At 61.1% G+C, this 19,821-nt stretch carries 19 protein-coding genes and 4 tRNA genes; 6 read left to right on the forward strand and 17 right to left on the reverse strand.

The features are described from left to right. Position 1: 1 nt before the first annotated feature. The 5 genes from C6382_RS02580 to C6382_RS02600 are packed head-to-tail and all read right to left on the reverse strand — an operon-like array spanning position 2 to position 3,833. Complete coding sequence (locus C6382_RS02580) at positions 2-832, reverse strand: DUF2797 domain-containing protein (RefSeq protein ID WP_107022966.1); 831 nt, start codon at positions 830-832, stop codon at positions 2-4. After that, positions 829-1,089 carry a YeaC family protein gene (locus C6382_RS02585; RefSeq protein ID WP_107022967.1) on the reverse strand — a complete coding sequence of 87 codons (261 nt, stop codon included), beginning with the start codon at positions 1,087-1,089 and terminating at the stop codon, positions 829-831. The genes C6382_RS02580 and C6382_RS02585 overlap by 4 nt, the downstream gene beginning before the upstream one ends. 13 nt (positions 1,090-1,102) lie before the next feature. Continuing rightward, entirely contained in the window at positions 1,103-1,975 is an 873-nt protein-coding gene (locus C6382_RS02590) for a rhomboid family intramembrane serine protease (protein ID WP_107022968.1), read from the reverse strand. Next, a complete protein-coding gene (locus C6382_RS02595; protein WP_178082732.1) occupies positions 1,972-2,946 on the reverse strand; it encodes a metallophosphoesterase in 975 nt (324 codons plus the stop codon). Before C6382_RS02595 ends, C6382_RS02590 begins: the two co-directional genes overlap by 4 nt. After that, positions 2,943-3,833 carry an NAD(+) kinase gene (locus tag C6382_RS02600; RefSeq protein WP_107022970.1) on the reverse strand — a complete coding sequence of 297 codons (891 nt, stop codon included), beginning with the start codon at positions 3,831-3,833 and terminating at the stop codon, positions 2,943-2,945. The genes C6382_RS02595 and C6382_RS02600 overlap by 4 nt, the downstream gene beginning before the upstream one ends. Positions 3,834-3,968: 135 nt before the next feature. Between C6382_RS02600 and C6382_RS02605 the strand changes: the two genes are divergently transcribed. Next, the gene (locus tag C6382_RS02605; RefSeq protein ID WP_107022971.1) at positions 3,969-4,916 is read left to right on the forward strand and encodes a DUF1853 family protein; all 948 of its coding nucleotides are present in this window, start codon (positions 3,969-3,971) and stop codon (positions 4,914-4,916) included. Between the two features lie 154 nt (positions 4,917-5,070). Then, positions 5,071-5,619: a cytochrome b gene (locus tag C6382_RS02610; protein WP_107023024.1), complete on the forward strand. Its 549-nt coding sequence runs from the start codon at positions 5,071-5,073 to the stop codon at positions 5,617-5,619. Here the strand turns inward: C6382_RS02610 and C6382_RS02615 are convergent. The 3 genes from C6382_RS02615 to C6382_RS02625 form a co-directional block, all read right to left on the reverse strand. Continuing rightward, positions 5,616-6,512 carry a 1-aminocyclopropane-1-carboxylate deaminase/D-cysteine desulfhydrase gene (locus C6382_RS02615; protein WP_107022972.1) on the reverse strand — a complete coding sequence of 299 codons (897 nt, stop codon included), beginning with the start codon at positions 6,510-6,512 and terminating at the stop codon, positions 5,616-5,618. The genes C6382_RS02610 and C6382_RS02615 overlap by 4 nt on opposite strands. Positions 6,513-6,584: 72 nt before the next feature. Beyond that, positions 6,585-8,621, reverse strand: a complete 2,037-nt coding sequence (locus C6382_RS02620; protein ID WP_107022973.1) for an NADPH-dependent 2,4-dienoyl-CoA reductase — start codon at positions 8,619-8,621, stop codon at positions 6,585-6,587. A 150-nt stretch (positions 8,622-8,771) separates the two neighbouring features. Then, entirely contained in the window at positions 8,772-9,701 is a 930-nt protein-coding gene (locus C6382_RS02625) for a LysR family transcriptional regulator (protein WP_107022974.1), read from the reverse strand. Positions 9,702-9,818: 117 nt separating this feature from the next. Between C6382_RS02625 and C6382_RS02630 the strand changes: the two genes are divergently transcribed. The 4 genes from C6382_RS02630 to C6382_RS02645 all read left to right on the forward strand — a co-directional run bounded on the left by C6382_RS02630 (position 9,819) and on the right by C6382_RS02645 (position 13,769). Beyond that, positions 9,819-10,238, forward strand: a complete 420-nt coding sequence (locus C6382_RS02630; RefSeq protein ID WP_107023025.1) for an ester cyclase — start codon at positions 9,819-9,821, stop codon at positions 10,236-10,238. Positions 10,239-10,241: 3 nt separating this feature from the next. After that, positions 10,242-11,276, forward strand: a complete 1,035-nt coding sequence (locus C6382_RS02635; RefSeq protein ID WP_107022975.1) for an SDR family oxidoreductase — start codon at positions 10,242-10,244, stop codon at positions 11,274-11,276. 323 nt (positions 11,277-11,599) lie between these two features. Next, positions 11,600-12,721: a nitrilase-related carbon-nitrogen hydrolase gene (locus tag C6382_RS02640; protein ID WP_107022976.1), complete on the forward strand. Its 1,122-nt coding sequence runs from the start codon at positions 11,600-11,602 to the stop codon at positions 12,719-12,721. A 7-nt stretch (positions 12,722-12,728) separates the two neighbouring features. After that, positions 12,729-13,769 carry an AraC family transcriptional regulator gene (locus C6382_RS02645; RefSeq protein WP_107022977.1) on the forward strand — a complete coding sequence of 347 codons (1,041 nt, stop codon included), beginning with the start codon at positions 12,729-12,731 and terminating at the stop codon, positions 13,767-13,769. 214 nt (positions 13,770-13,983) lie between these two features. On the opposite strand, the gene C6382_RS02650 is transcribed toward C6382_RS02645, so the two are convergent. The 9 genes from C6382_RS02650 to C6382_RS02690 all read right to left on the reverse strand — a co-directional run bounded on the left by C6382_RS02650 (position 13,984) and on the right by C6382_RS02690 (position 19,806). After that, entirely contained in the window at positions 13,984-14,862 is an 879-nt protein-coding gene (locus C6382_RS02650) for a DUF2242 domain-containing protein (RefSeq protein WP_107022978.1), read from the reverse strand. Positions 14,863-15,019: 157 nt separating this feature from the next. Continuing rightward, positions 15,020-15,096, reverse strand: a tRNA-Asp gene (locus tag C6382_RS02655). A 112-nt stretch (positions 15,097-15,208) separates the two neighbouring features. After that, positions 15,209-15,285, reverse strand: a tRNA-Asp gene (locus tag C6382_RS02660). 99 nt (positions 15,286-15,384) lie between these two features. Then, positions 15,385-15,461: transfer RNA gene (locus tag C6382_RS02665), tRNA-Asp, on the reverse strand. 76 nt (positions 15,462-15,537) lie between these two features. Continuing rightward, positions 15,538-15,613: transfer RNA gene (locus C6382_RS02670), tRNA-Val, on the reverse strand. 94 nt (positions 15,614-15,707) lie between these two features. Then, positions 15,708-16,466 (reverse strand): SDR family oxidoreductase, encoded by a 759-nt coding sequence (locus C6382_RS02675; RefSeq protein ID WP_178082735.1) that lies wholly within the window; start codon positions 16,464-16,466, stop codon positions 15,708-15,710. A gap of 11 nt (positions 16,467-16,477) precedes the next feature. Continuing rightward, positions 16,478-17,689: an O-succinylhomoserine sulfhydrylase gene (locus C6382_RS02680; RefSeq protein WP_107022980.1), complete on the reverse strand. Its 1,212-nt coding sequence runs from the start codon at positions 17,687-17,689 to the stop codon at positions 16,478-16,480. Between the two features lie 15 nt (positions 17,690-17,704). Then, positions 17,705-19,210, reverse strand: a complete 1,506-nt coding sequence (purF, locus tag C6382_RS02685; RefSeq protein ID WP_107022981.1) for an amidophosphoribosyltransferase — start codon at positions 19,208-19,210, stop codon at positions 17,705-17,707. Between the two features lie 41 nt (positions 19,211-19,251). Further along, positions 19,252-19,806 carry a CvpA family protein gene (locus C6382_RS02690; RefSeq protein WP_107022982.1) on the reverse strand — a complete coding sequence of 185 codons (555 nt, stop codon included), beginning with the start codon at positions 19,804-19,806 and terminating at the stop codon, positions 19,252-19,254. Positions 19,807-19,821: the final 15 nt, after the last annotated feature.

Below are 19,821 nucleotides of genomic sequence, written 5' to 3' on the forward strand. Positions count from 1 at the left end.
TTTACTGATGCACGGCGAGCTGGTACGCCGTGTACTTGCGAATATTGATCACACCGGTATCGAAGATCAGGTACTGGCCCTTGATGCCCAGCAGCGTGCCTTCAGCCACCGGGTTCTTGTCCAGGTTGAAGCTGACGATCTTGCTTGGATAGGCCTCGACCGGGTAACGGATCTCCAGGACTTCGGCGTCACTCAGCGGCTGAATGGCCTGCAGGCCAAAGCGAGCCTGCAAGGCCGTCAGGCCCTCGGCGCAACTGTCGAACAACTGATCGCGCACCGCCAGCAGGTCAACCGCTTCGGCATCGCCTTTGAGCAGTGCTCGCCAATTGGTGCGATCAGCGACCTGGCTGCGGAACAGGTCTTCAACCAGCCCCGACTGCTGGCGAGTGGCAACCCGCACGATCGGTAGAGCCTGGCTGGCACCCTGGTCAAGCCAGCGAGTGGGCAGCTGGCTGGCACGGGTGATGCCAACCTTGATACCCGAGGAGTTGGCCAGGTACACCACATGATCGGTCATGCAGAACTGCTCGCCCCAGGAAGGCTCACGGCAGGTGCCCTGGTCGTAGTGGCATTTTTCCGGAGCCATGATGCACACATCACACTGGGCCAGCTTGGTCATGCACGGGTAGCAGTAGCCCTGACTGAAGCTGGTCTTGGTCTTGCGACCGCAGTGGCTGCAATGGATGGCACCGAGGTATTCCAGGCGCAGGGTCTTGCCGATCAACGGATTGACCGGTACTTCCTGCTCGCCCAGACGAAAAGCGTACTGCACCACCGGCGCGTCGAGACGCGCCGACATTTTGCTGATGGAGCCGCGGCCAAGTTCGATCAATGGACCGCATCCGACTTGAACAGGATATTGGCCACCGGTGCCGACTTCGAGCTGCATTCTTGCGGGCCCATGTAACCGGTACGTTGCTCTTCCGGCAGGTTCTGCATCTCCCAGGCGATCACCGCCTGCAGCGACAGTTCTTTCTGCTCGGTGGTGAGCTTGCGCCCGTCCGCCCATTTGCCCAGTTCCACGGCCAGTTTCAGGCTCTCGTAGATTTCCGGGGTGATGTTTTCGATCATTTGCGCAAAAGTGGACATAGCGTCTCCCAAATCAAGCCGTCAGTTTACGCCGGGCCAGCGCCCCGCCCAAGAGCCCGCTGAGACAACCGACCAACAACCCGCCGACGTGGGCGGCGTTGGCGATCTGGCCGAAGCCCAGCAGGCTGACCAGTCCGGACAGGCACAGCAGCAGCCAGACCAGCATCATTACCAGGACCCCACGCGGCATGCGATAGACCGGATTGGGCGCCAGCCACTGGTACAGCCAGACGTGCCCAAGCAAGCCGTAGAGCACCCCGGACAGACCACCGAACAGGCTCGGCCCGCCAAACAGGTATTGCGCGGCATTGGATACCAGACTGAACAGCAGGGTCAGGCTGAGCAGCGACCAAGGCCCCTGGCGCAGCTCGATACGCCGGCCCAGTTCCCAGTACCACAGCGCGTTCATGGCCAGATGGAGGATGCCGAAATGCACCAGCATCGGCGTAAACAGGCGCCACCATTGGCCGTCGGCCAGGCTCGCGGCCAGCGGGGTGAAGTACAAGTAGTCGCCCTGTACGCGAAAATCGAGAAAGGTCAGCCAGCTCAGGGTGGCAAAGTTGTCACCCAGGCCGGTCAGCCCGGCGACGATCAGGCATAGCAACAACACCACTGCCGTGGCCTTGCTGGTTCGCAACTGTTCGGCGAAGCCCGGTCGCGCAGGCGGTGTCAGGGCGTTCTCGGCGGGCAGCTGGAAATCGGCATCGCCCTCGGGAAAGCGCTGGTACAGTTCGCGCACGTCCTCGGCGAGGTTTTCCGCCACCCACAGCACTTGATCACCGCCCTCCTCGCTGACCCGGTGCGGCACCTGTAAACGCCGCAGCAAGCCGACAAAACCGCTGAGGTCGGTGTTCAAAGGCATGCGTAACACCACCACTGCAGTCATTGGTTGGCCTCCGGCCGGTCGACATCGACCCAGACGAACTTGCGCGGGTCGATTCGGGTTTCATCATCGAGACGGTAAGCGACCAGTTTGCCATAGAGCACCGCACTGTAATCCAGGCAGGCCAGGTTGGAGCGAATCGGTGCTGGCTTGCCGCTGCGCCAGTAATGGCCGACGAACAGCATCGGCTCGTCTTCGCCGTAGCGCAGCAAGGCATTCTTCTGACTGTGGCTCAATGGCGTACTGGCAACATTCTCGGGCAAGGCGTCGGGCTGGAACACGATATCGCCGTAGGTTTGCGGGTCTTCTTCCCAGAACTTGGTGCGGAAGAAAGCGCGGGTCAGGCCGTCACCACCGGTCAGCGTCAGCCCGTCCGGCAGGCGCATGTCGGTGCCGCGCAGCAAGCGGTTGCAGACCATCGCGGCAAAACTGTCAGGCTCTGCAGACGCCTGGATGAAATGTTCATCGATGCAGCCGTCCGGGTGATGCTGGCGCAGCGGTTCAATCAGCCGCGGATCCCAGCAGGCATGGACCAGGCGGAAACGTCCGGCATCGAGAAACAGCGGTAATTCATAGAACCATTCGAGAAAATCATGCCAGTCGCCCGGATGCTGCTCGAACTGGGTGAGGGTTTCGTAGATCAACCGGCCGTGGCGCGGGGTGTGCTCGCGCACGAACTGCTTGCCACTCTCCGGCAAGGCCGGGGTGTTCCAGCCCAGGGCATTGTACTCATGATTGCCCATGATGCAGCGGGCCTGGCCGGCATCGACCATGTCGTGAACGATATGCAGCGCCTCGCGAATCCGCGGGCCACGGTCGATGATATCGCCAAGGAACAGCGCCTGGCGCTGAGCGTGGCGCCAGACCCCGCCCTGGCGTTTATAGCCGAGGGCATCGAGCAAGCGTTCGAGGGTGTGTGCACAGCCGTGCACGTCACCAATCAGGTCGTAACTACGGGCTGGATCGAGCATCACTCGCCTCCACCACCCAGGCGGCTGCCCCAACCGAGTTTGGTCCGGCAGACCTCGTAATAATTGTGATCCAGTGGGTGGATCAGGCGCAGCTTCTGCGGCTTCTTGTTCACTGTGATGGTGTCGCCGGGGGCGCAGGTGAAGTGGTTCTGGCCGTCACAGGAAATCTGCGGGTAGATCTGCAGGTCCTTGGATACCACGATCTTCAGCTCGCTGTTGCCGTCGACCACAATTGGCCGCCCGGACAGGGTATGCGGGTACATCGGCACAATGACAATGGCATCAAGTTTCGGGTGCATGATCGGCCCGCCCGCCGACAGCGCGTAGGCAGTCGAGCCGGTCGGGGTGGCGACGATCAGACCGTCGGCCTTCTGGCTGCAGACGAACTGGCCGTCGATGTAGATCTCGAACTCGATCATCCGCGTCGACTTGCCCGGGTGCAGCACCACGTCATTGAGCGCGTCACCCTGGCCGATCGCTTCGGCATGCCGACGCACTTCGGCCTGGAGCAGGAAACGGTTTTCCACCAGGTAATGGCCATCGAGCACTTCGGCGACCTTTACTTCCAGCTCGTCAGGGCGGATATCGGTGAGAAAGCCCAGGCTGCCACGGTTGATGCCCAGCACCGGGGTGTTGTGCTTGGCCAGGGCACGGGCGGCGCCGAGCAGGCTGCCATCACCGCCAACGACGATGACCAGGTCGCAGACTTCACCCAGCAGCTTGCGCGAAGAGGTCTGCAGGCCGTGACCGGGCAGGACTTCGGCGATGGTGTCTTCGAGGATGACGTGCAGATGCCGTTCCAGCAGGAATTTTTTCAGTCGGCGAATAGTATCGAGCACCTGCGAGCTACCGAGGCGGCCGATGATACCGATATTGCGAAATTGCTCCATGGGGCTCCTGCTAGGCACTACAGCGGGTAAAGAGGCGGGACTCGCCAAAGCGTCGATTATGGGCGAAAGCGCCGGGCAGCGGCAAACACTGGAGAAAATCGCCAAGGCCCGCAGCTTAGCGGCTATGCTCGCTGGATGAGCCCCTTTCCCGGTCTGATCGACCTGCCCCGCCAGTTGCGCCAGCCCCAGGTGCGCGACCTGGCCTGGGTCATCCTCGCGCCGCCGATGCTGCGCGACACGCCCTGGCCCCAGCGTCATCCGCTGGCTGCCAGTGACTGGGTTGCGTACCCCGAACGGCTGCAACAGTGGCTGTGCGCCCTGGACAGGGACAGCCATGCGTTGGATCACTGGCTGGCGCAGACTGTAACCCGGCGCCTGGGCCTGTACTACGAACGTCTCTGGCAGTTTGCCTTGCAGCAGGTGCCCGGAGTCGAATTACTGGCCGCCAACTTGCCGATCCGTACCGGCGGCCACACCCTTGGCGAGCTGGATATTCTCCTGCGCGACGCTGAAGGCGTGCATCACCAGGAGCTGGCCATCAAGCTCTACCTGGGGCCGCCGGGCGGCGATGGCAAGGACCCGGCGCACTGGCTGGGCCCGGGCTGCCATGACCGCCTGGACCGCAAGCTTGCGCACCTGGCCGATCACCAATTGCCGATTTCCGCCCGGGCTGAAAGCCGCGAGGCCCTGGCGGCGCTGGATATCGAGCAGTTCAGCGCGCAGCTGTGGCTCGCCGGTTATCTGTTCTATCCCTGGCCCGGCCATGCCGATTCACCTGAAGGCTCACACCCCGAGCATTTGCGTGGGCAGTGGTTGCATCAGCGCGACTGGCCAGCTTTTGTCGAACACAGCCATGGCTGCTGGCAACCGTTGCCCCGACAGGCCTGGCTGGCGCCGGCGCGGTGTGTGGCTGAAGAGTGCTGGAGCCAAGCGCGCTTGAGTGCCTGGCTGCAAGCGCTGGATCCGCTGGCGCCGGCGCAGTTGCTGGTGCGTTTGGTGGAAGGTGTGGACAGGGATTGGGAGGAAGCACAGCGGGTGTTTCTGGTGTCCGATGCGTGGCCAAACCTGTCAGGGCGACTGTAGTTGATCGCGGGGCAAAGCGGCGGATTCTAGCGGCAGATCAATGTGGCGTTGGAAATTTTCTGTTGCAATAAGCGAGTAATCGGCTGCCCAGCGATTACAGTGACGTCACTGCGCCAAAAGAGCGCGGATCCAGACCTGATCACGAGGAATGACCATGACCCTGAAGATGCCCCAGGCCCGTTACAGCGGCCTGTCGATAACCTTGCACTGGTTGATGCTGGTGCTATTGGCTGCGGTATACGCCCTGATCGAGCTGCGCGGACTGTTCCCCAAGGACAGCGTCGAGCGCAACCTGATGAAAGACCTGCACTTTATGCTTGGCCTGACGGTGTTCGTGCTGGTCTGGTTGCGCCTGGCCCTGCGCCTGGGCCGCCCGACGCCACCGATCATCCCGGCCCCTGCGGCCTGGCAGACCGGCCTTGCGCACCTGATGCACCTGGCTCTGTACCTGCTGATGATCGGCCTGCCGATTGCCGGCTGGTTGATTCTCAGCGCGGCCAACAAACCGATTCCGTTCTATGGCTTCGAACTGCCAGCACTGATCGCGCCAGACCCGGATATGGCCAAGTTCATCAAGGGCTGGCACGAGCGCATCGGCAACTGGGGCTACTGGCTGATCGGCCTGCACGCTCTGGCCGGGCTCTACCATCACTATGTGCAGCGTGATAACACCCTGGTGCGCATGCTGCCGCGTAACAACTAGGCAAAACCGCGGCGGCCCTGCAGGCCGCCGCTGTGCAGGAAAATCAAGCGCGTGCCGGGGGCAAACGCACCGGCCTCAAGTTGTTCGCGTAGCGCCAGCAGCGCCTTGCCGGTGTACAACGGCTCCAGCGGCACACCGGACTCTGCCTCACAGGCATTGATAAACGCCAGCAAAGCTTCATCGACCTTGGCAAAGCCACCGCGACTGGCTTCGTACAGATAGTATCCGCTGTTCCCAGCCAAGTCCTGCACCTGAGCCGGCACGCCATGGTCCAGCGGTACAGCCAACGCGCCGTGGACCCGATGTGCCCCGCCTTCGGCCAGCACCAGCCCCGCCAAGGTCGTACCGGTTCCCGCCGCCAGCCACCACCCGTCATAGTCCAGCCAGCCCAGATTCGCCAACTGCGCCTTCGCTTGTTCAACAATCAAGGCGCAGCCTTTGACGCCTAGAGGACCGCCACCACCTTCAGGCACGCAGTGCCAGCCCGGGTACTGCGCCTGCCAGGGCAGCCAGAAATCCGGTTGATGACGCGCCCGATAGCCGGCGTAACCCAGCCAATGCAACTGCATGCCGAAGGCTTGCAGGTCGCGAACGGTAGCGGTGTCGTGAAAATGACCGCGCAATAGCCCTGCCGTGGCAAAGCCGAAGCGTTTGCCGGCAGCCGCCAACGCGTGCAGGTGATTGGAGTGGGCCCCGCCCAGGCTGATGACGCCCGGCGCACCGGTGTGCTCGGCCAGACGCAAGTGTTCGAGAAGCTTGAACCACTTGTTACCGCTGATCAGCGGGTCGATCAGGTCCAGGCGCAGCACCGCCAGCTCGACGCCGAACGGGCGTAGCCAGTTCAGGTCCAGGCGCTGCAAAGGTGCATTGGGAAGCGCGTCAAAACCGCTCATGTACGCATCACTGCCACAAGAAAGCAGCAGTTTAACAGCGCGGCGGGATAGACACCCCGCCGCGCACAGCACTCAGAGCTCGGCAGCCAGGCGCGACCCCTGATTGATCGCCCGCTTGGCGTCGAGCTCGGCGGCCACGTCGGCGCCACCGATCAGGTGCACTGACTGGCCTGCGGCCAACAGACCATCCTGCAGCTCGCGCAGCGGGTCCTGGCCGGCACAGATCACCACGTTATCGACGGGCAATACCTGCGGCTCGCCCTCGGCGATACGAATATGCAGGCCAGCGTCGTCGATATTCAGGTACTCGACGCTGTTGAGCATCTGCACCTGCTTGTTCTTCAGCCCCGTACGGTGAATCCAGCCAGTGGTCTTGCCCAGACCGTCACCGACCTTGGACTTCTTGCGCTGCAGGAGGAATACCTGACGCGCCGGGGCATGAGGTTCTGGCTTGATTCCGGCCACGCCTCCGCGAGCCTCTAGTGCGGTATCGATACCCCACTCCTTCCAGAACGCTTCGCGATCCTGGCTGGTGGCCTTGCCCTGGTGCACCAAGTATTCGGAGACGTCAAAACCAATACCGCCCGCACCGATCACCGCGACTTTCTGACCCACCGGCTTGCGCTCAAGCAGCACATCCAGGTAGCTCAGCACCTTGCCGTGCTCGATCCCCGGGATCGCCGGCAGACGCGGAGCGATGCCGGTGGCCAGGATAATCTCGTCATACCCGCCTGCCACCAGTTGCTCGACATCGACGCGCGTGTTCAGGCACAGCTCGACGCCGGTGGTCTGCAGCTTGCGTTTGAAGTAGCGCAGGGTTTCGTAGAACTCTTCTTTGCCAGGCACGCGCTTGGCCACGTTGAACTGACCACCGATCTCGCTGGCCGAGTCGAACAACGTCACCTGATGACCGCGCTCAGCGGCCACGGTGGCAGCGGCGAGCCCGGCAGGACCGGCACCGACCACGGCGATCTGCTTGACCTGGGTGACCGGCAGGTAATTGAGCTCGGTTTCATGACAGGCCCGCGGGTTGACCAGGCAGCTGGTCAGCTTGCCGCCGAAGGTGTGATCCAGGCAGGCCTGGTTGCAGCCGATGCAGGTGTTGATCTCGTCGCCACGCCCGGCAGCCGCCTTGTTGACGAACTCAGGGTCGGCAAGGAACGGACGCGCCATCGAGACCATGTCGGCATCCCCCTCGGCGAGGATCTGCTCGGCGACTTCCGGCGTATTGATGCGGTTGGTGGTAATCAGCGGGATCTGCACCGCGCCGCGTAGCTTGGCCGTGACCTTGCTGAACGCCGCCCGTGGCACCTTGGTGGCGATGGTCGGGATCCGCGCCTCGTGCCAGCCGATACCAGTGTTGATAATCGTTGCGCCGGCCTTTTCGATCGCCTGGGCCAATTGCACGATCTCTTCCCAGTTGCTGCCGCCTTCGATCAGGTCAAGCATCGACAGACGGAAGATGATGATGAAATTCGGGCCGACGGCCTCACGCACGCGGGTAACGATATCCACCGCCAGGCGCATGCGGTTTTCGTAGCTGCCACCCCAGCGGTCGGTACGCTGGTTGGTGTGGGCGGCGAGGAACTGGTTGATGAAGTATCCTTCCGAGCCCATGATTTCGACACCGTCGTACTCGGCGCTTTGTGCCAGCAGCGAACAATTGACGAAGTCCTGGATCTGCTTCTCGATGCCCTCTTCGTCCAGCTCATGCGGCTTGAACGGGTTGATTGGCGCCTGGATGGCGCTTGGCGCCACCGACTTGGGGCTGTAGGCATAACGACCGGCATGCAGAATCTGCATGCAGATCTTGCCACCGGCCGCATGCACGGCCTGGGTGACGATACGGTGTTTTTCCGCTTCTTCCGGGGTGCTCAGTTTGGCGGCGCCGGAATACACTCCGCCCTCCACGTTCGGGCCAATACCGCCGGTGACCATCAGGCCGACACCACCACGGGCGCGCTCGGCAAAATAGGCAGCCATGCGCTCGAAACCACCTGGTTTTTCTTCAAGGCCGGTGTGCATCGAACCCATCAGGGTGCGGTTGCGCAGGGTGGTGAAACCCAGGTCCAGCGGGGCAAGCAGGTGCGGGTAACGAGCAGCAGCCATAGTGAACTCCACAACAGGCGTAATCACGGGATGCGGGCGCCTCGCACGAGTGGCGGGGCCCGTCGGTTGTCTGTGGCCGACATTAAAGAGCAAGCTGCGATGGCTCAATGACCGAAAGTGACAAGTTATTGATCCTACTGCACTCGAGGTCTACCCCAGGCGCTGAATCCCTTGCTGGCGCAGGTGTGTAAAAACGGTTTGGCATCCGCTGCCAGGGGACAGGCCCATGGTTTGTCGCACTACCTGCTCCAGGACGCTATAGAAAGTTTTGATATGGACCTGCTTCAGGGCCTGCGGCCGGGTCACCAAGTAGACGTCCATACCGGGAATTTGCAGTTCGGGAAACAACTCGATCAAGTCGGTGGCCAAAATACGAGGCAGAACTGCGGTTCCTACGCCCCGCCGCACCGCTTCGAGCTGCGCTGCAAAGGTGCTGACACTGATCTGCGCGCAGCCCAGGTTCGCGGCCTTGGCGGCACGCATCTGCGGCAACATATCCAGCGGAGGAAGTAACGCGATAATGTTGGCAGTGGCCGGTGTCACTGCTGGAAAACGTTGCAGATAACTTGCGTCGGCGAAGACCCCGTAAGCGAGTGTCCCCACAGATCGATAAATCAGCGACGGTTCGCCCAGATGGGCTGTTCGCAATGCAATGTCAGCCACGCCGCGAGAGATCTTGTGAAAATCGGCGGTGACCTGCAATTCCACCGAGCACCCAGGGTGCAAAGTTGTAAAGCGACTTGCTGCTTCAAGCATGCAAGAAGCGAATCCTTCGCCTGCGCTTACAAGAATTCGCCCGGACAACGAAGAGTGCGATCCAGACGCAGTGACCACTTGCCCCCGCAAACCAGCTTCGGCAGCCACGGCAACCTCTACAAGGGATTGCCCTCTCGAAGTCAGCCAGCATCCTTCGACGCCCCTTTCGACCAGTGGCTCACCAAGTGCGACTTCAAGCTGGGTCAATCGGCGTGACACGGTAGACGCCGCCAGTCCCAGCAACTGGCCCGCTTGAAGAAAGCTGCCGCGCCGTGAAACGGCCAATAGCAGACGAAGATCATCCCAGTTCGCTTGCATCGACATCGGCCTCTCCTTCCGTGGTTTGCATAAACGCAAAGCCATTATGCAACAGTCGGCGTTTTTCAACAGAGGCCTTGAGGGTATATCTGCATCCCCAATGAGCAGATGGAGCCGAAAAAAATGAACATGGCGTCTTGCCAATACTCGGACCTGGCCGCTAGTGCTTTTAACCGCCGTGATGTAGACGCGCTGCTGGCACTGGTTCACGAAGACTTTGTCTACCTTGATGGCATGGGAATACAAAGCGGTCGGGAGGCCATGCGCAGACGTGAGCTTGCGCTTGTTGAGGCCTTTCCTGATGCGCAAGTGATCCTGACGCCTTTTGTTATCACCGAGGATCGCTTGGCGCTGACGGGTCTGCTGTCAGGCACTTTTTCTGCCCCACTGGTGCTGCCGGGGCGGGTAATAGCGCCCCATGGCCGACAGATCAGCCTGCACTACGCAGCACATTTCACTTTCAAAGGGCGACTGGCCATCCGAGAGGAGGCTTTCTTTGACAGCGCGGCGCTGTTACTGCCACTGGATCAGGAAGAGGCTTGAGCCATGCGTAGAGCATTCGTTACTGGCGCCACCGGCCTGCTAGGCAACAACCTCGTTCGTGAATTGGTCGCACAAGGCTACGCAGTCAAAGCCTTGGTCCGCTCGAGAGCCAAGGGGGAAATGCAGTTCATCGACCTGCCGACTGTCGAGTTGGTCGTTGGGGATATGGCCGACGTCGGGGCTTTCGCAGCATCGCTGCAAGGCAGTGATACGGTGTTCCATACCGCGGCATTCTTTCGCGATAACTACAAGGGCGGCAACCACCAGAGCACTCTGGAAAAGATCAATGTCGCCGCAACCCTCGATCTGCTCACCCACGCTTACCGTGCCGGTGTACGACGGTTCATCCACACGTCCTCGATCGCGGTTCTGCATGGGGGACCTGATACTGATATCGATGAAACATGCCTGCGGGCCGAGGCCGACGCAGATGACTATTACCGTAGCAAGATACTCGCAGATCGAGTCGTCCTGGCGTTTTTGCAAACCCATCCCGAGATGCATGCGTGCCTGGTTCTACCGGGCTGGATGTGGGGGCCGGGTGACCTGGGACCAACCTCCTCGGGGCAATTGATCGACGATGTGGTGAACAGAAAATTGCCCGGGTTGATCCCTGGCACTTTCTCCGTTGTCGATGCCCGTGACGTGGCGTTGGCGCAGATAGCCGCCGCTGACAAAGGACGCAGGGGTGAACGTTACCTTGCAGCCGGCCGAAACATGACGCTGCGTGAACTGGTCCCCCTCATTGGGCGTATAGCCGGCGTGAAGACCCCGGTTCGGCAAATTCCACTGCCGGCTTTATACCTGTTGGCGGCAGTGCAGGAGATTTATGCGCGGCTTACCAGTAAACCGATTTTGCTGAGCATGGCGACAGTGCGACTGTTGACACGAGAAAAAAACCGTACCTGTTTCAACCCTCGCAAGAGTGAAGAGGAGCTTGGCCTGAGTTTTCGCGGGATAGAGCAAACCCTCAGCGATACCATCGCCTGGTACCGTAAACATGGAGGGGACAAACTGGACAAACATATGAACAGTTGACTGCAATCATCCCGCTCCCGGTTGTCTAGTTTCCAGCCTGCCCACATTGTCGGCATGCCTGCTAGTCTGCCGGGATCTTCTGCTGAGCCCGAACAACTGATGACGTCATCCACGTTTGCAAAAGCGTCTGGCTTAGCCCCAGGGACGCTGCTAGAGCATCATAGATTCAAATAAACCAAGCCCTCTACCAAGAGATCATTCTGATCACATCTCAGGAAAGGTCTTCTTTTCCATAAGCGATGGCAATTTTTCAGTGAATCCGCTGTGTTAGCTTACTGATTTTGCTTTAATGCAAGCTCATTTTTTAATGAAAATCGAAGTTCATGCGAAAACTTCTGTTGAGCGCCCTGGCGCTGGTTGTCATTGCTGCGCTCTGCGGCTACGGGTTCTGGACCGGGCAACGACCGAGCGGGCATTACCTGTCGGACTTGCGCATCGAACTGGCCCTGAGTGAAGGCATTCCCGCCGACCACGGCAACCTGCTTGGGGTCGAGCCGCAGCTGTATCCCAGTGACTACCAGAACCTGCAGCGCCTGCACCGCAAGTTGGCTGCCTATCTGCAGCAGGCTCGCGACCAGGGCCTGATCAATGCCCGAACCATCGTCATCCTGCCCGAACACATCGGCACCTGGCTCTGGGCCCGGGGCGAAAAGAACGAGCTCTATCAGGTCAGCCAACGCCGTGAAGCCTGGCAATGGCTGGAGCTGAGCAACCCGATCAGCTACGGCCTGGCCCTGCTCGGCGCCGAAGGTGATGACCGGCGCGCCGATGCTCACCTGCGCATGAAGGCGCAGCAGATGGCCAACGACTACCAGCAGCTGTTCGGCGGCCTGGCCAGGGAATTCGGCGTGACCCTGGTGGCGGGTTCGATTGTCCTGCCCTCCCCTTATGTCGAGCGCGGCACCCTCAAAGTCGGCTCAGGCGCCTTGTACAACAGCAGCCTGGTGTTCGCCGGCGATGGCTCGGTACTCGGCCAGCCCCAGCGTCAACAACACCCGGACAGTGAAGTACGCCGCTACATCGACAGCGGTATCGACCAGCCACTGCAAGTTCTGCAAACCCCGGCCGGACGCCTGGGCGTGCTGATCGGCAGCGACAGCTGGTACCCGAGCAATCAGCAACAACTGGCCAATCAGTCGGCGCAGTTCATCGCCAATCCCGCGTTCCTGGGTGGTAAAGACAGCTGGAATGCGCCCTGGCGCGGCAACCGCCATCAACCGCTGGCGGCTTCACTGCCGTTCAAACCCGGCGAACTCAGCGAAGCCCAGGCTTGGCAACAGCTGACCCTGAAGGCCAACCCCAGCGACATGAGCAGCATGAGTGTATTCCAGCGTGGGCGTTTCTGGGATGTGGTCGCCGATGGTCAGGGTTTTGCCAACCGCGCCGGTCTCAACCTGAACGGCAACCGCACCTCAGGTGCGCGCCTGCTGAACCTGTGGCTGTAGGTCGGCCATGAACCGCCCACGGATGCGCTTGGGTGACCTGTCGGTTGGTTTTATCCAGCCCCTGAGTGAAACCCTGCAGCAACGCGGTATCGAGCCCACAGCGCTGCTACAGCGCTACGGTCTGGGCACTGCACGCCTGGCCGAAGCGGGTGCGCGCTTGTCCATCCCGCGTTACATGCACCTGGGCCATGCAGCCATCGAACTGACCGGTGATCCGGCCCTGGGCCTGCACATGGGCCGCATCAGTCGCCTCAGCCAGGCAGGCCTGGCCGGGGTCACTGCGGCCCAGGCCCCCACTGTCGGCGAAGCAGCGCGCACCTTGCTGCGCTTCGAGCCGTTGTACGCCGCCAACTACCGCGGCCATTCGAGTTTCCACGCCGACAGCGGCGGTGCCTGGCTGCGCTTCTACTCCATCAGCCCTTACAACGCCTATAACCGCTTTGTGGTGGATTCGCTGCTGTCCGGCTGGCTCGCACAGTTGTCGAGCCTGGCCGGCGTAAACCTGGTGGCCGAACGGATAGAGATCGAGTTCGAGGCACCCGCCTACGCCGCCCACTATCAGGCGCTGTGCAGCACCCCTGTGCAATTTGGCGCGCAGACCAACCAATTACGCCTGAGCCAGGCAAGCCTTGCACTACGTAATCCGGCGCATTGCCCCAGCACCTGGCAGCATCTGTTGAAGTTATGTGAAGCGGAACTTGAGCAACGCACGCGAATCCGCAGCCTGGGCGAACGCATCGCACATTTGCTCGGACCGCTGCTCAATGGCGGCCGGGAACCGGATCTGGAGGAAGTGGCGCAGCACCTGCAACTGCCGACATGGACCTTGCGGCGCAAGCTGGCCGAGGAAGGCACGCAGTTTCGCGCCATCCTCAACGATACCCGCCGCGACCTGGCCATGGCCTACATCCGTGACACGGAGCTGGCCTTTGGCGAGATCGCCTATCTGCTCGGATTTGCTTCGGCCGAAGCCTTTCAGCGCGCATTCAAACGCTGGAACGGCATGACCCCGGGCGAGTTTCGCCGCAGCCAGCGGCGTACCGGCTGAAACTACAGCTCGGTGGCGTCGTCGGCAGGCTCGGGTGGATCAAGCTCAAAGGCGCGGTATTCGAGTAGTTCTTCTTGATAGTCGTCCATCGTCTGCTCCGTCGTTTCTCATTCATTTCATTGATTTGTCATCGAGCCTAAAGTGCCGCGATGAAAGAAAAATGACAATGACGCTTATCAAACAACGTAGCAGCAGATGGAAAAATTATCCGCCCCTACTGCGGCGCCTGTTCAGGGCTGCTGACAGGCGCTGCCGGCGCCACACTCGATACCGGTTCAGCTGCTGCAGGCGCAGGCTGCTCAGCATTGATCGGCGTCGCCTCGAGCGGTGGAGCCACCGGCATCGAACCCTTGCTGTCATCGACTACAGGCGCCGACGCGGCCTCGACGACCGGCACCTGCTGGGCTGGCGCCGCAGCCGGCTCAATCGCCGCAGGTGCTGGCACAGGAGCCGCTGCTTCGGCCGGGACCACGGCAACAGGTGCCGGCACAGGGACACTCTCAGGGATGCCCAAGGCTGGCGCAGGCGTCTCTACCGGCTTTTCCAGCGAGGCCTTTTTCTTCTGCTCCTTGGGCAGGAAGCTTTCGACCAGGGCAAAGTAACGCTCGTAGAACTTGGCCGAGGTCACGGTCTCGCTGGCCACCTTGACCATCGAATCGTCGGTGGAGCCAATCGGCATCGATAACGAGCCCAGCACGCCTACCCCGACACTGGCCGAGGTATTGGATTTTTTCAGCGCGTAACGATCCTGCAAGGCGTTGGCAAACATGGTCGAGCGCTGCTCGTCGCCGCTGTCGCGGGCACAGACCACGTTGAAGCTGATCTGCAGGTGCGATTCGCCGGTCTGCTGAAAGCTCTTGTTGCCATTGACCTGCCCGGCATCGCTGCTGGTGATGATGTAACCCTGGCTGAGCAAGGCACGCCGGGCCGCTTCGCAAGTGCTGGCTTCGCTGACCGGGAAGCTGCGCGAATAGGTACCCGAGTCGTCGAAATTCTCGTGTTCGTAGATGGCAGCTTTCTTCGAAGAACAGCCGGAAACACCCGCCAGCACCAGGGCCAGCCCGAGCGCACTGAAGACGGTTGACTTTGACATTGCAAATCCTGAGTAAAACGATCGGTGCCTATTGTGCAACACAACGGCGGATCACTGAAACCGTAGCCGGGCAATCACCACAGAAAATTCATCGGTGGGAGCAAATGACAGGCACAAAAAAAGCGACCCTTGGGTCGCTTTCTTTGTGATTTCAATATGGCGCAGCGGACGGGACTCGAACCCGCGACCCCCGGCGTGACAGGCCGGTATTCTAACCGACTGAACTACCGCTGCGTGTCGTGCAAACCTGGATTGCGCAAATGCCGCTGATCTCAGGCACAAAAAAAGCGAACCTTGGGTCGCTCTCTTTGTAGCTTTGAGGAGTTCAAGGGCCTCAAAGCAAATATGGCGCAGCGGACGGGACTCGAACCCGCGACCCCCGGCGTGACAGGCCGGTATTCTAACCGACTGAACTACCGCTGCGTATCACACAAGCTTTCGCCTGTTTGAAACTGGGATCTGGCCTGAAGGCTTCGGTGCCTTCTGACCTCAAACCGGCGGTTAAACCGATCTGGAGAAAAGTGGCGCAGCGGACGGGACTCGAACCCGCGACCCCCGGCGTGACAGGCCGGTATTCTAACCGACTGAACTACCGCTGCGCATATGGACTTGCGTCCTGTTCCTCTCTGGTAACACCTTCTTGCGAAAGTGTCGGGCCAGGAACATCTCAGGAAGTGGTGGGTGATGACGGGATCGAACCGCCGACCCTCTGCTTGTAAGGCAGATGCTCTCCCGGCTGAGCTAATCACCCGTGTGCTTCGCTGAGGTGGCGAAATTTACGCAGGTATCGAACCTAAGTCAATACCCCCATTGAAGTTTTTTTCAAAAAGGGCAAAAAAGCAGTGTTACGTGTAGATCATCTTCTTGGTCATGCCGCCGTCGACCACGAACTCCTGGCCGGTGACAAAGCCGGCATTGCGCGACAGCAACCAGGCAACCATGGCCGCCACGTCCTCCACTGTCCCTACCCTGCCCGCCGGATGCTGGGCATGATCGGTTTCGCTCAGCGGCTCGGCGCGACGCTGGGACGGATCCCGGGCATCGATCCAGCCCGGGCTCACGGCATTGACGCGGATTTCCGGCCCCAGACTTACAGCCAAGGCATGGGTGAGCGCCAGCAGGCCGCCCTTGCTTGCCGCATAGGCTTCTGTATCGGGTTCGGATTGAGCGGCGCGGGTTGATGCCAGGTTGACGATGGCACCGCCGTGAGCGCGCAGATAAGGCGCACAGTGCTTGGCCAGCAGCATCGGCCCGCCCAGATTGACCGCCAGCACGCGATTCCAGTAAGCCAGGCTGAGGGTCTCCAGGGTGGTGTTGTGCGGATCGGCAATGGCTGCATTGCACACCAGCGCGTCGAGTCGACCGAACTGGCCAAGCACTTCAGCCACCCCGGTCTTGACCTGGGCTTCATCGGCAACATCCATGCCGATGAACCAGGCATTGTCTCCCAGCACCTTGGCCGCCTTGGCCCCGCGCACCCGATCGAGGTCGGTGAGTACCACCTGCCAGCCCTCGGCGATCAGCCAGGCAGCAATGCCCAGGCCGATCCCCCGCGCCGCACCGGTCACCAGGGCGACGCGGCCATTATGGCTGCTGTCGCCCACCGACCAGTCGATCACAGCGCCGCCAGACCGCGGGCCAGATCGGCCTTGAGGTCAGCAACATCTTCCAGGCCTACGGCAACCCGGATCAGGCTGTCGCGAATCCCTGCAGCCTCACGTTCCTGCGGCGACAGACGGCCGTGGGAAGTGGTACCCGGATGGGTGATGGTGGTCTTGCTGTCACCCAGATTGGCGGTGATCGAAATCAGTCGCGTGGCATCGATGAAGCGCCAGGCGCCTTCTTTACCGCCCTTGACCTCAAAGCTCACCACGGCTCCGAAGCCGCTCATCTGCTGCTTGGCCAGCTCATGCTGCGGATGGCTCTGCAGGCCGGCGTAGTGAACCTTTTCGATGCCGTCCTGCTGCTCCAGCCACTCAGCCAGGGCTTGCGCGTTGGCACAGTGGGCACGCATACGCAGGTTGAGGGTTTCCAGGCCCTTGAGGAAGATCCAGGCGTTGAACGGACTCAGCGACGGCCCTGCAGTGCGCAGAAAGCCCACCACTTCCTTCATCTGCTCGCTACGCCCGGCAACCACCCCCCCCATGCAACGACCCTGGCCGTCGATGAACTTGGTCGCCGAGTGCACGACAATGTCGGCGCCCAGCTTCAGCGGCTGCTGCAAGGCCGGGGTGCTGAAACAGTTGTCGACCACCAGCTGTGCACCCTTGGCATGAGCAATCTCGGCCAGTGCGGCGATATCCACCAGCTCAGCCAGCGGATTGGACGGCGATTCGACGAACAGCAGCTTGGTGTTGGCCTTGATCGCCGCGTCCCAGCCAGCGAGGTCCACCAGCGGTACGTAGTCGACCTGCACACCAAAACGCTTGAAGTACTTCTCGAACAGGCTGATGGTCGAGCCGAATACGCTCTGGGAGACCAGCACGTGGTCGCCAGCGCTGCACAGGGCCATTACCGTGGAGAGGATCGCCGACATACCGGTGGAGGTAGCCACCGCCTGCTCGGCGCCTTCCAGGGCGGCAATGCGCTCTTCGAACGCGCGTACGGTCGGGTTGGTGTAGCGTGAATAGACGTTGCCTGGAACCTCGCCGGCGAACCGTGCAGCGGCATCGGCCGCTGTCCGGAACACGTAGCTGGAGGTGAAGAACAGCGGGTCGCTGTGCTCACCTTCCGGCGTGCGATGCTGGCCGGCGCGTACCGCCAGCGTATCGAAAGCGACCCCTTCGAGGTCGCTGTCCAGGCGCCCGGCATCCCATTCCTGTGTCATGCCGCTGCTCCTAACTCAGTTGTTGTAGAGGTCGATGATTGCGCTGACCGCCTGGTTCTTGACCTTGGAGGCGTCGTTACGCGCCTGCTCGATCTTGTCCAGGTAGGCCTCGTCGATGTCGCCGGTAACGTACTTGCCGTCGAACACCGCGCAGTCGAAATGCTCGATCTTGACCTTGCCACCGCCAACCGCTTCGATCAGGTCCGGCAGGTCCTGGTAGACCAGCCAGTCGGCGCCGATCAGCTCGGCGACATCTTCGGTGCTGCGGTTGTGGGCGATCAGTTCATGAGCGCTCGGCATATCGATGCCGTAGACGTTAGGGTAACGCACAGCCGGCGCTGCCGAGCAGAAGTAGACGTTCTTCGCCCCGGCCTCGCGGGCCATCTGGATGATCTGCTTGCAGGTGGTGCCACGGACGATGGAGTCATCCACCAGCATCACGTTCTTGCCACGGAATTCCAGCTCGATGGCGTTGAGCTTCTGGCGCACCGACTTCTTGCGCGCGGCCTGGCCGGGCATGATGAAGGTACGGCCGATGTAGCGGTTCTTGACGAAACCTTCACGGAACTTGACGCCCAAGTGGTTGGCCAGTTCCAGCGCGGCGGTACGGCTGGTGTCAGGAATCGGGATAACCACGTCGATGTCATGATTCGGACGCTCGCGCTGGATTTTCTCGGCCAGCTTCTCGCCCATGCGCAGACGCGCCTTGTAGACCGAAACACCGTCGATGATCGAGTCAGGACGTGCCAGATAGACGTGTTCGAAGATGCACGGCGACAGCTGCGGGTTGGTCGCGCACTGACGGGTGTGCAGCTTGCCTTCTTCGGTGATGTACACCGCTTCGCCCGGCGCCAGATCGCGGATCAGGGTGAAGCCGAGGACGTCCAGCGACACACTTTCGGAGGCGATCATGTACTCCACACCTTCGTCGGTGTGGCGCTGACCGAAGACGATCGGGCGAATGCCATTAGGGTCACGGAAGCCAACGATGCCGTAGCCGGTGATCATCGCCACCACCGCATAACCGCCTACACAGCGGTTGTGCACGTCAGTGACCGCCGCAAATACGTCTTCTTCGGTTGGCTGCAGCTTGCCGCGCACCGCCAATTCGTGGGCGAAGACGTTGAGCAGGACTTCGGAGTCGGAACTGGTGTTGACGTGGCGCAGATCGGACTCGTAGATCTCTTTGGCCAACTGCTCAACGTTGGTCAGGTTGCCGTTGTGCGCCAGGGTGATGCCGTACGGCGAGTTGACGTAGAACGGCTGAGCCTCGGCCGAAGTCGAACTGCCCGCAGTCGGGTAACGCACATGGCCGATACCCATGTGTCCGACCAGGCGCTGCATATGGCGCTGCTGGAACACATCACGAACCAGACCGTTGTCCTTGCGCAGGAATAACCGGCCATCATGGCTGGTCACAATACCGGCAGCGTCCTGGCCGCGGTGCTGGAGGACGGTTAGCGCGTCATACAGCGCCTGATTGACGTTCGACTTACCGACGATACCGACGATGCCACACATGCGACGCAACCCCTACTTAATGAAACTGGACTGAACAGCTCTCAAGGCGTTTTGGGCCCCAGAAGCTGTTCCTTGAACGGGAGATCAGCCGGTGCGCTGATCCCGCTGGCTAGCCACTGACTGGTGAACCCCAGAATAAGGTTTTTCGACCAGTCAGCCACCAATAGAAATTGTGGTATCAGGCGAGATTCCTGCCACCACTGATCCTGTTGTACCGGCCCCAGGCTCAACAGCCCGACAGCCACCACCACCAGCAAGGCTCCACGGGCGGCACCGAAGGCCATGCCCAGGAAGCGGTCGGTCCCGGAAAGCCCGGTGACGCGAATCAGCTCGCCAATGAGAAAATTGATCATGGCCCCCACCAGCAGGGTGGCGACGAAAAGAATGGCACATCCGGCGATGACCCGGGCCGAAGGCGTCTGGATGTAAGACTCCAGGTACTGCGACAGCGAGCCACCGAACATCCAGGCCACAGCGCCGGCAATGATCCAGGTAAGCAGCGACAAGGCTTCTTTGACAAAGCCGCGCTTGAGACTGATCAGCGAAGAAATGGCGATGATCGCGAAAATCGCCCAGTCGACCCAGGTAAATGCCACAGTGTTGCCTGCAAA

This window comes from Pseudomonas sp. BBP2017, assembly GCF_003024385.1.
Taxonomy (GTDB): Bacteria; Pseudomonadota; Gammaproteobacteria; order Pseudomonadales; family Pseudomonadaceae; genus Aquipseudomonas.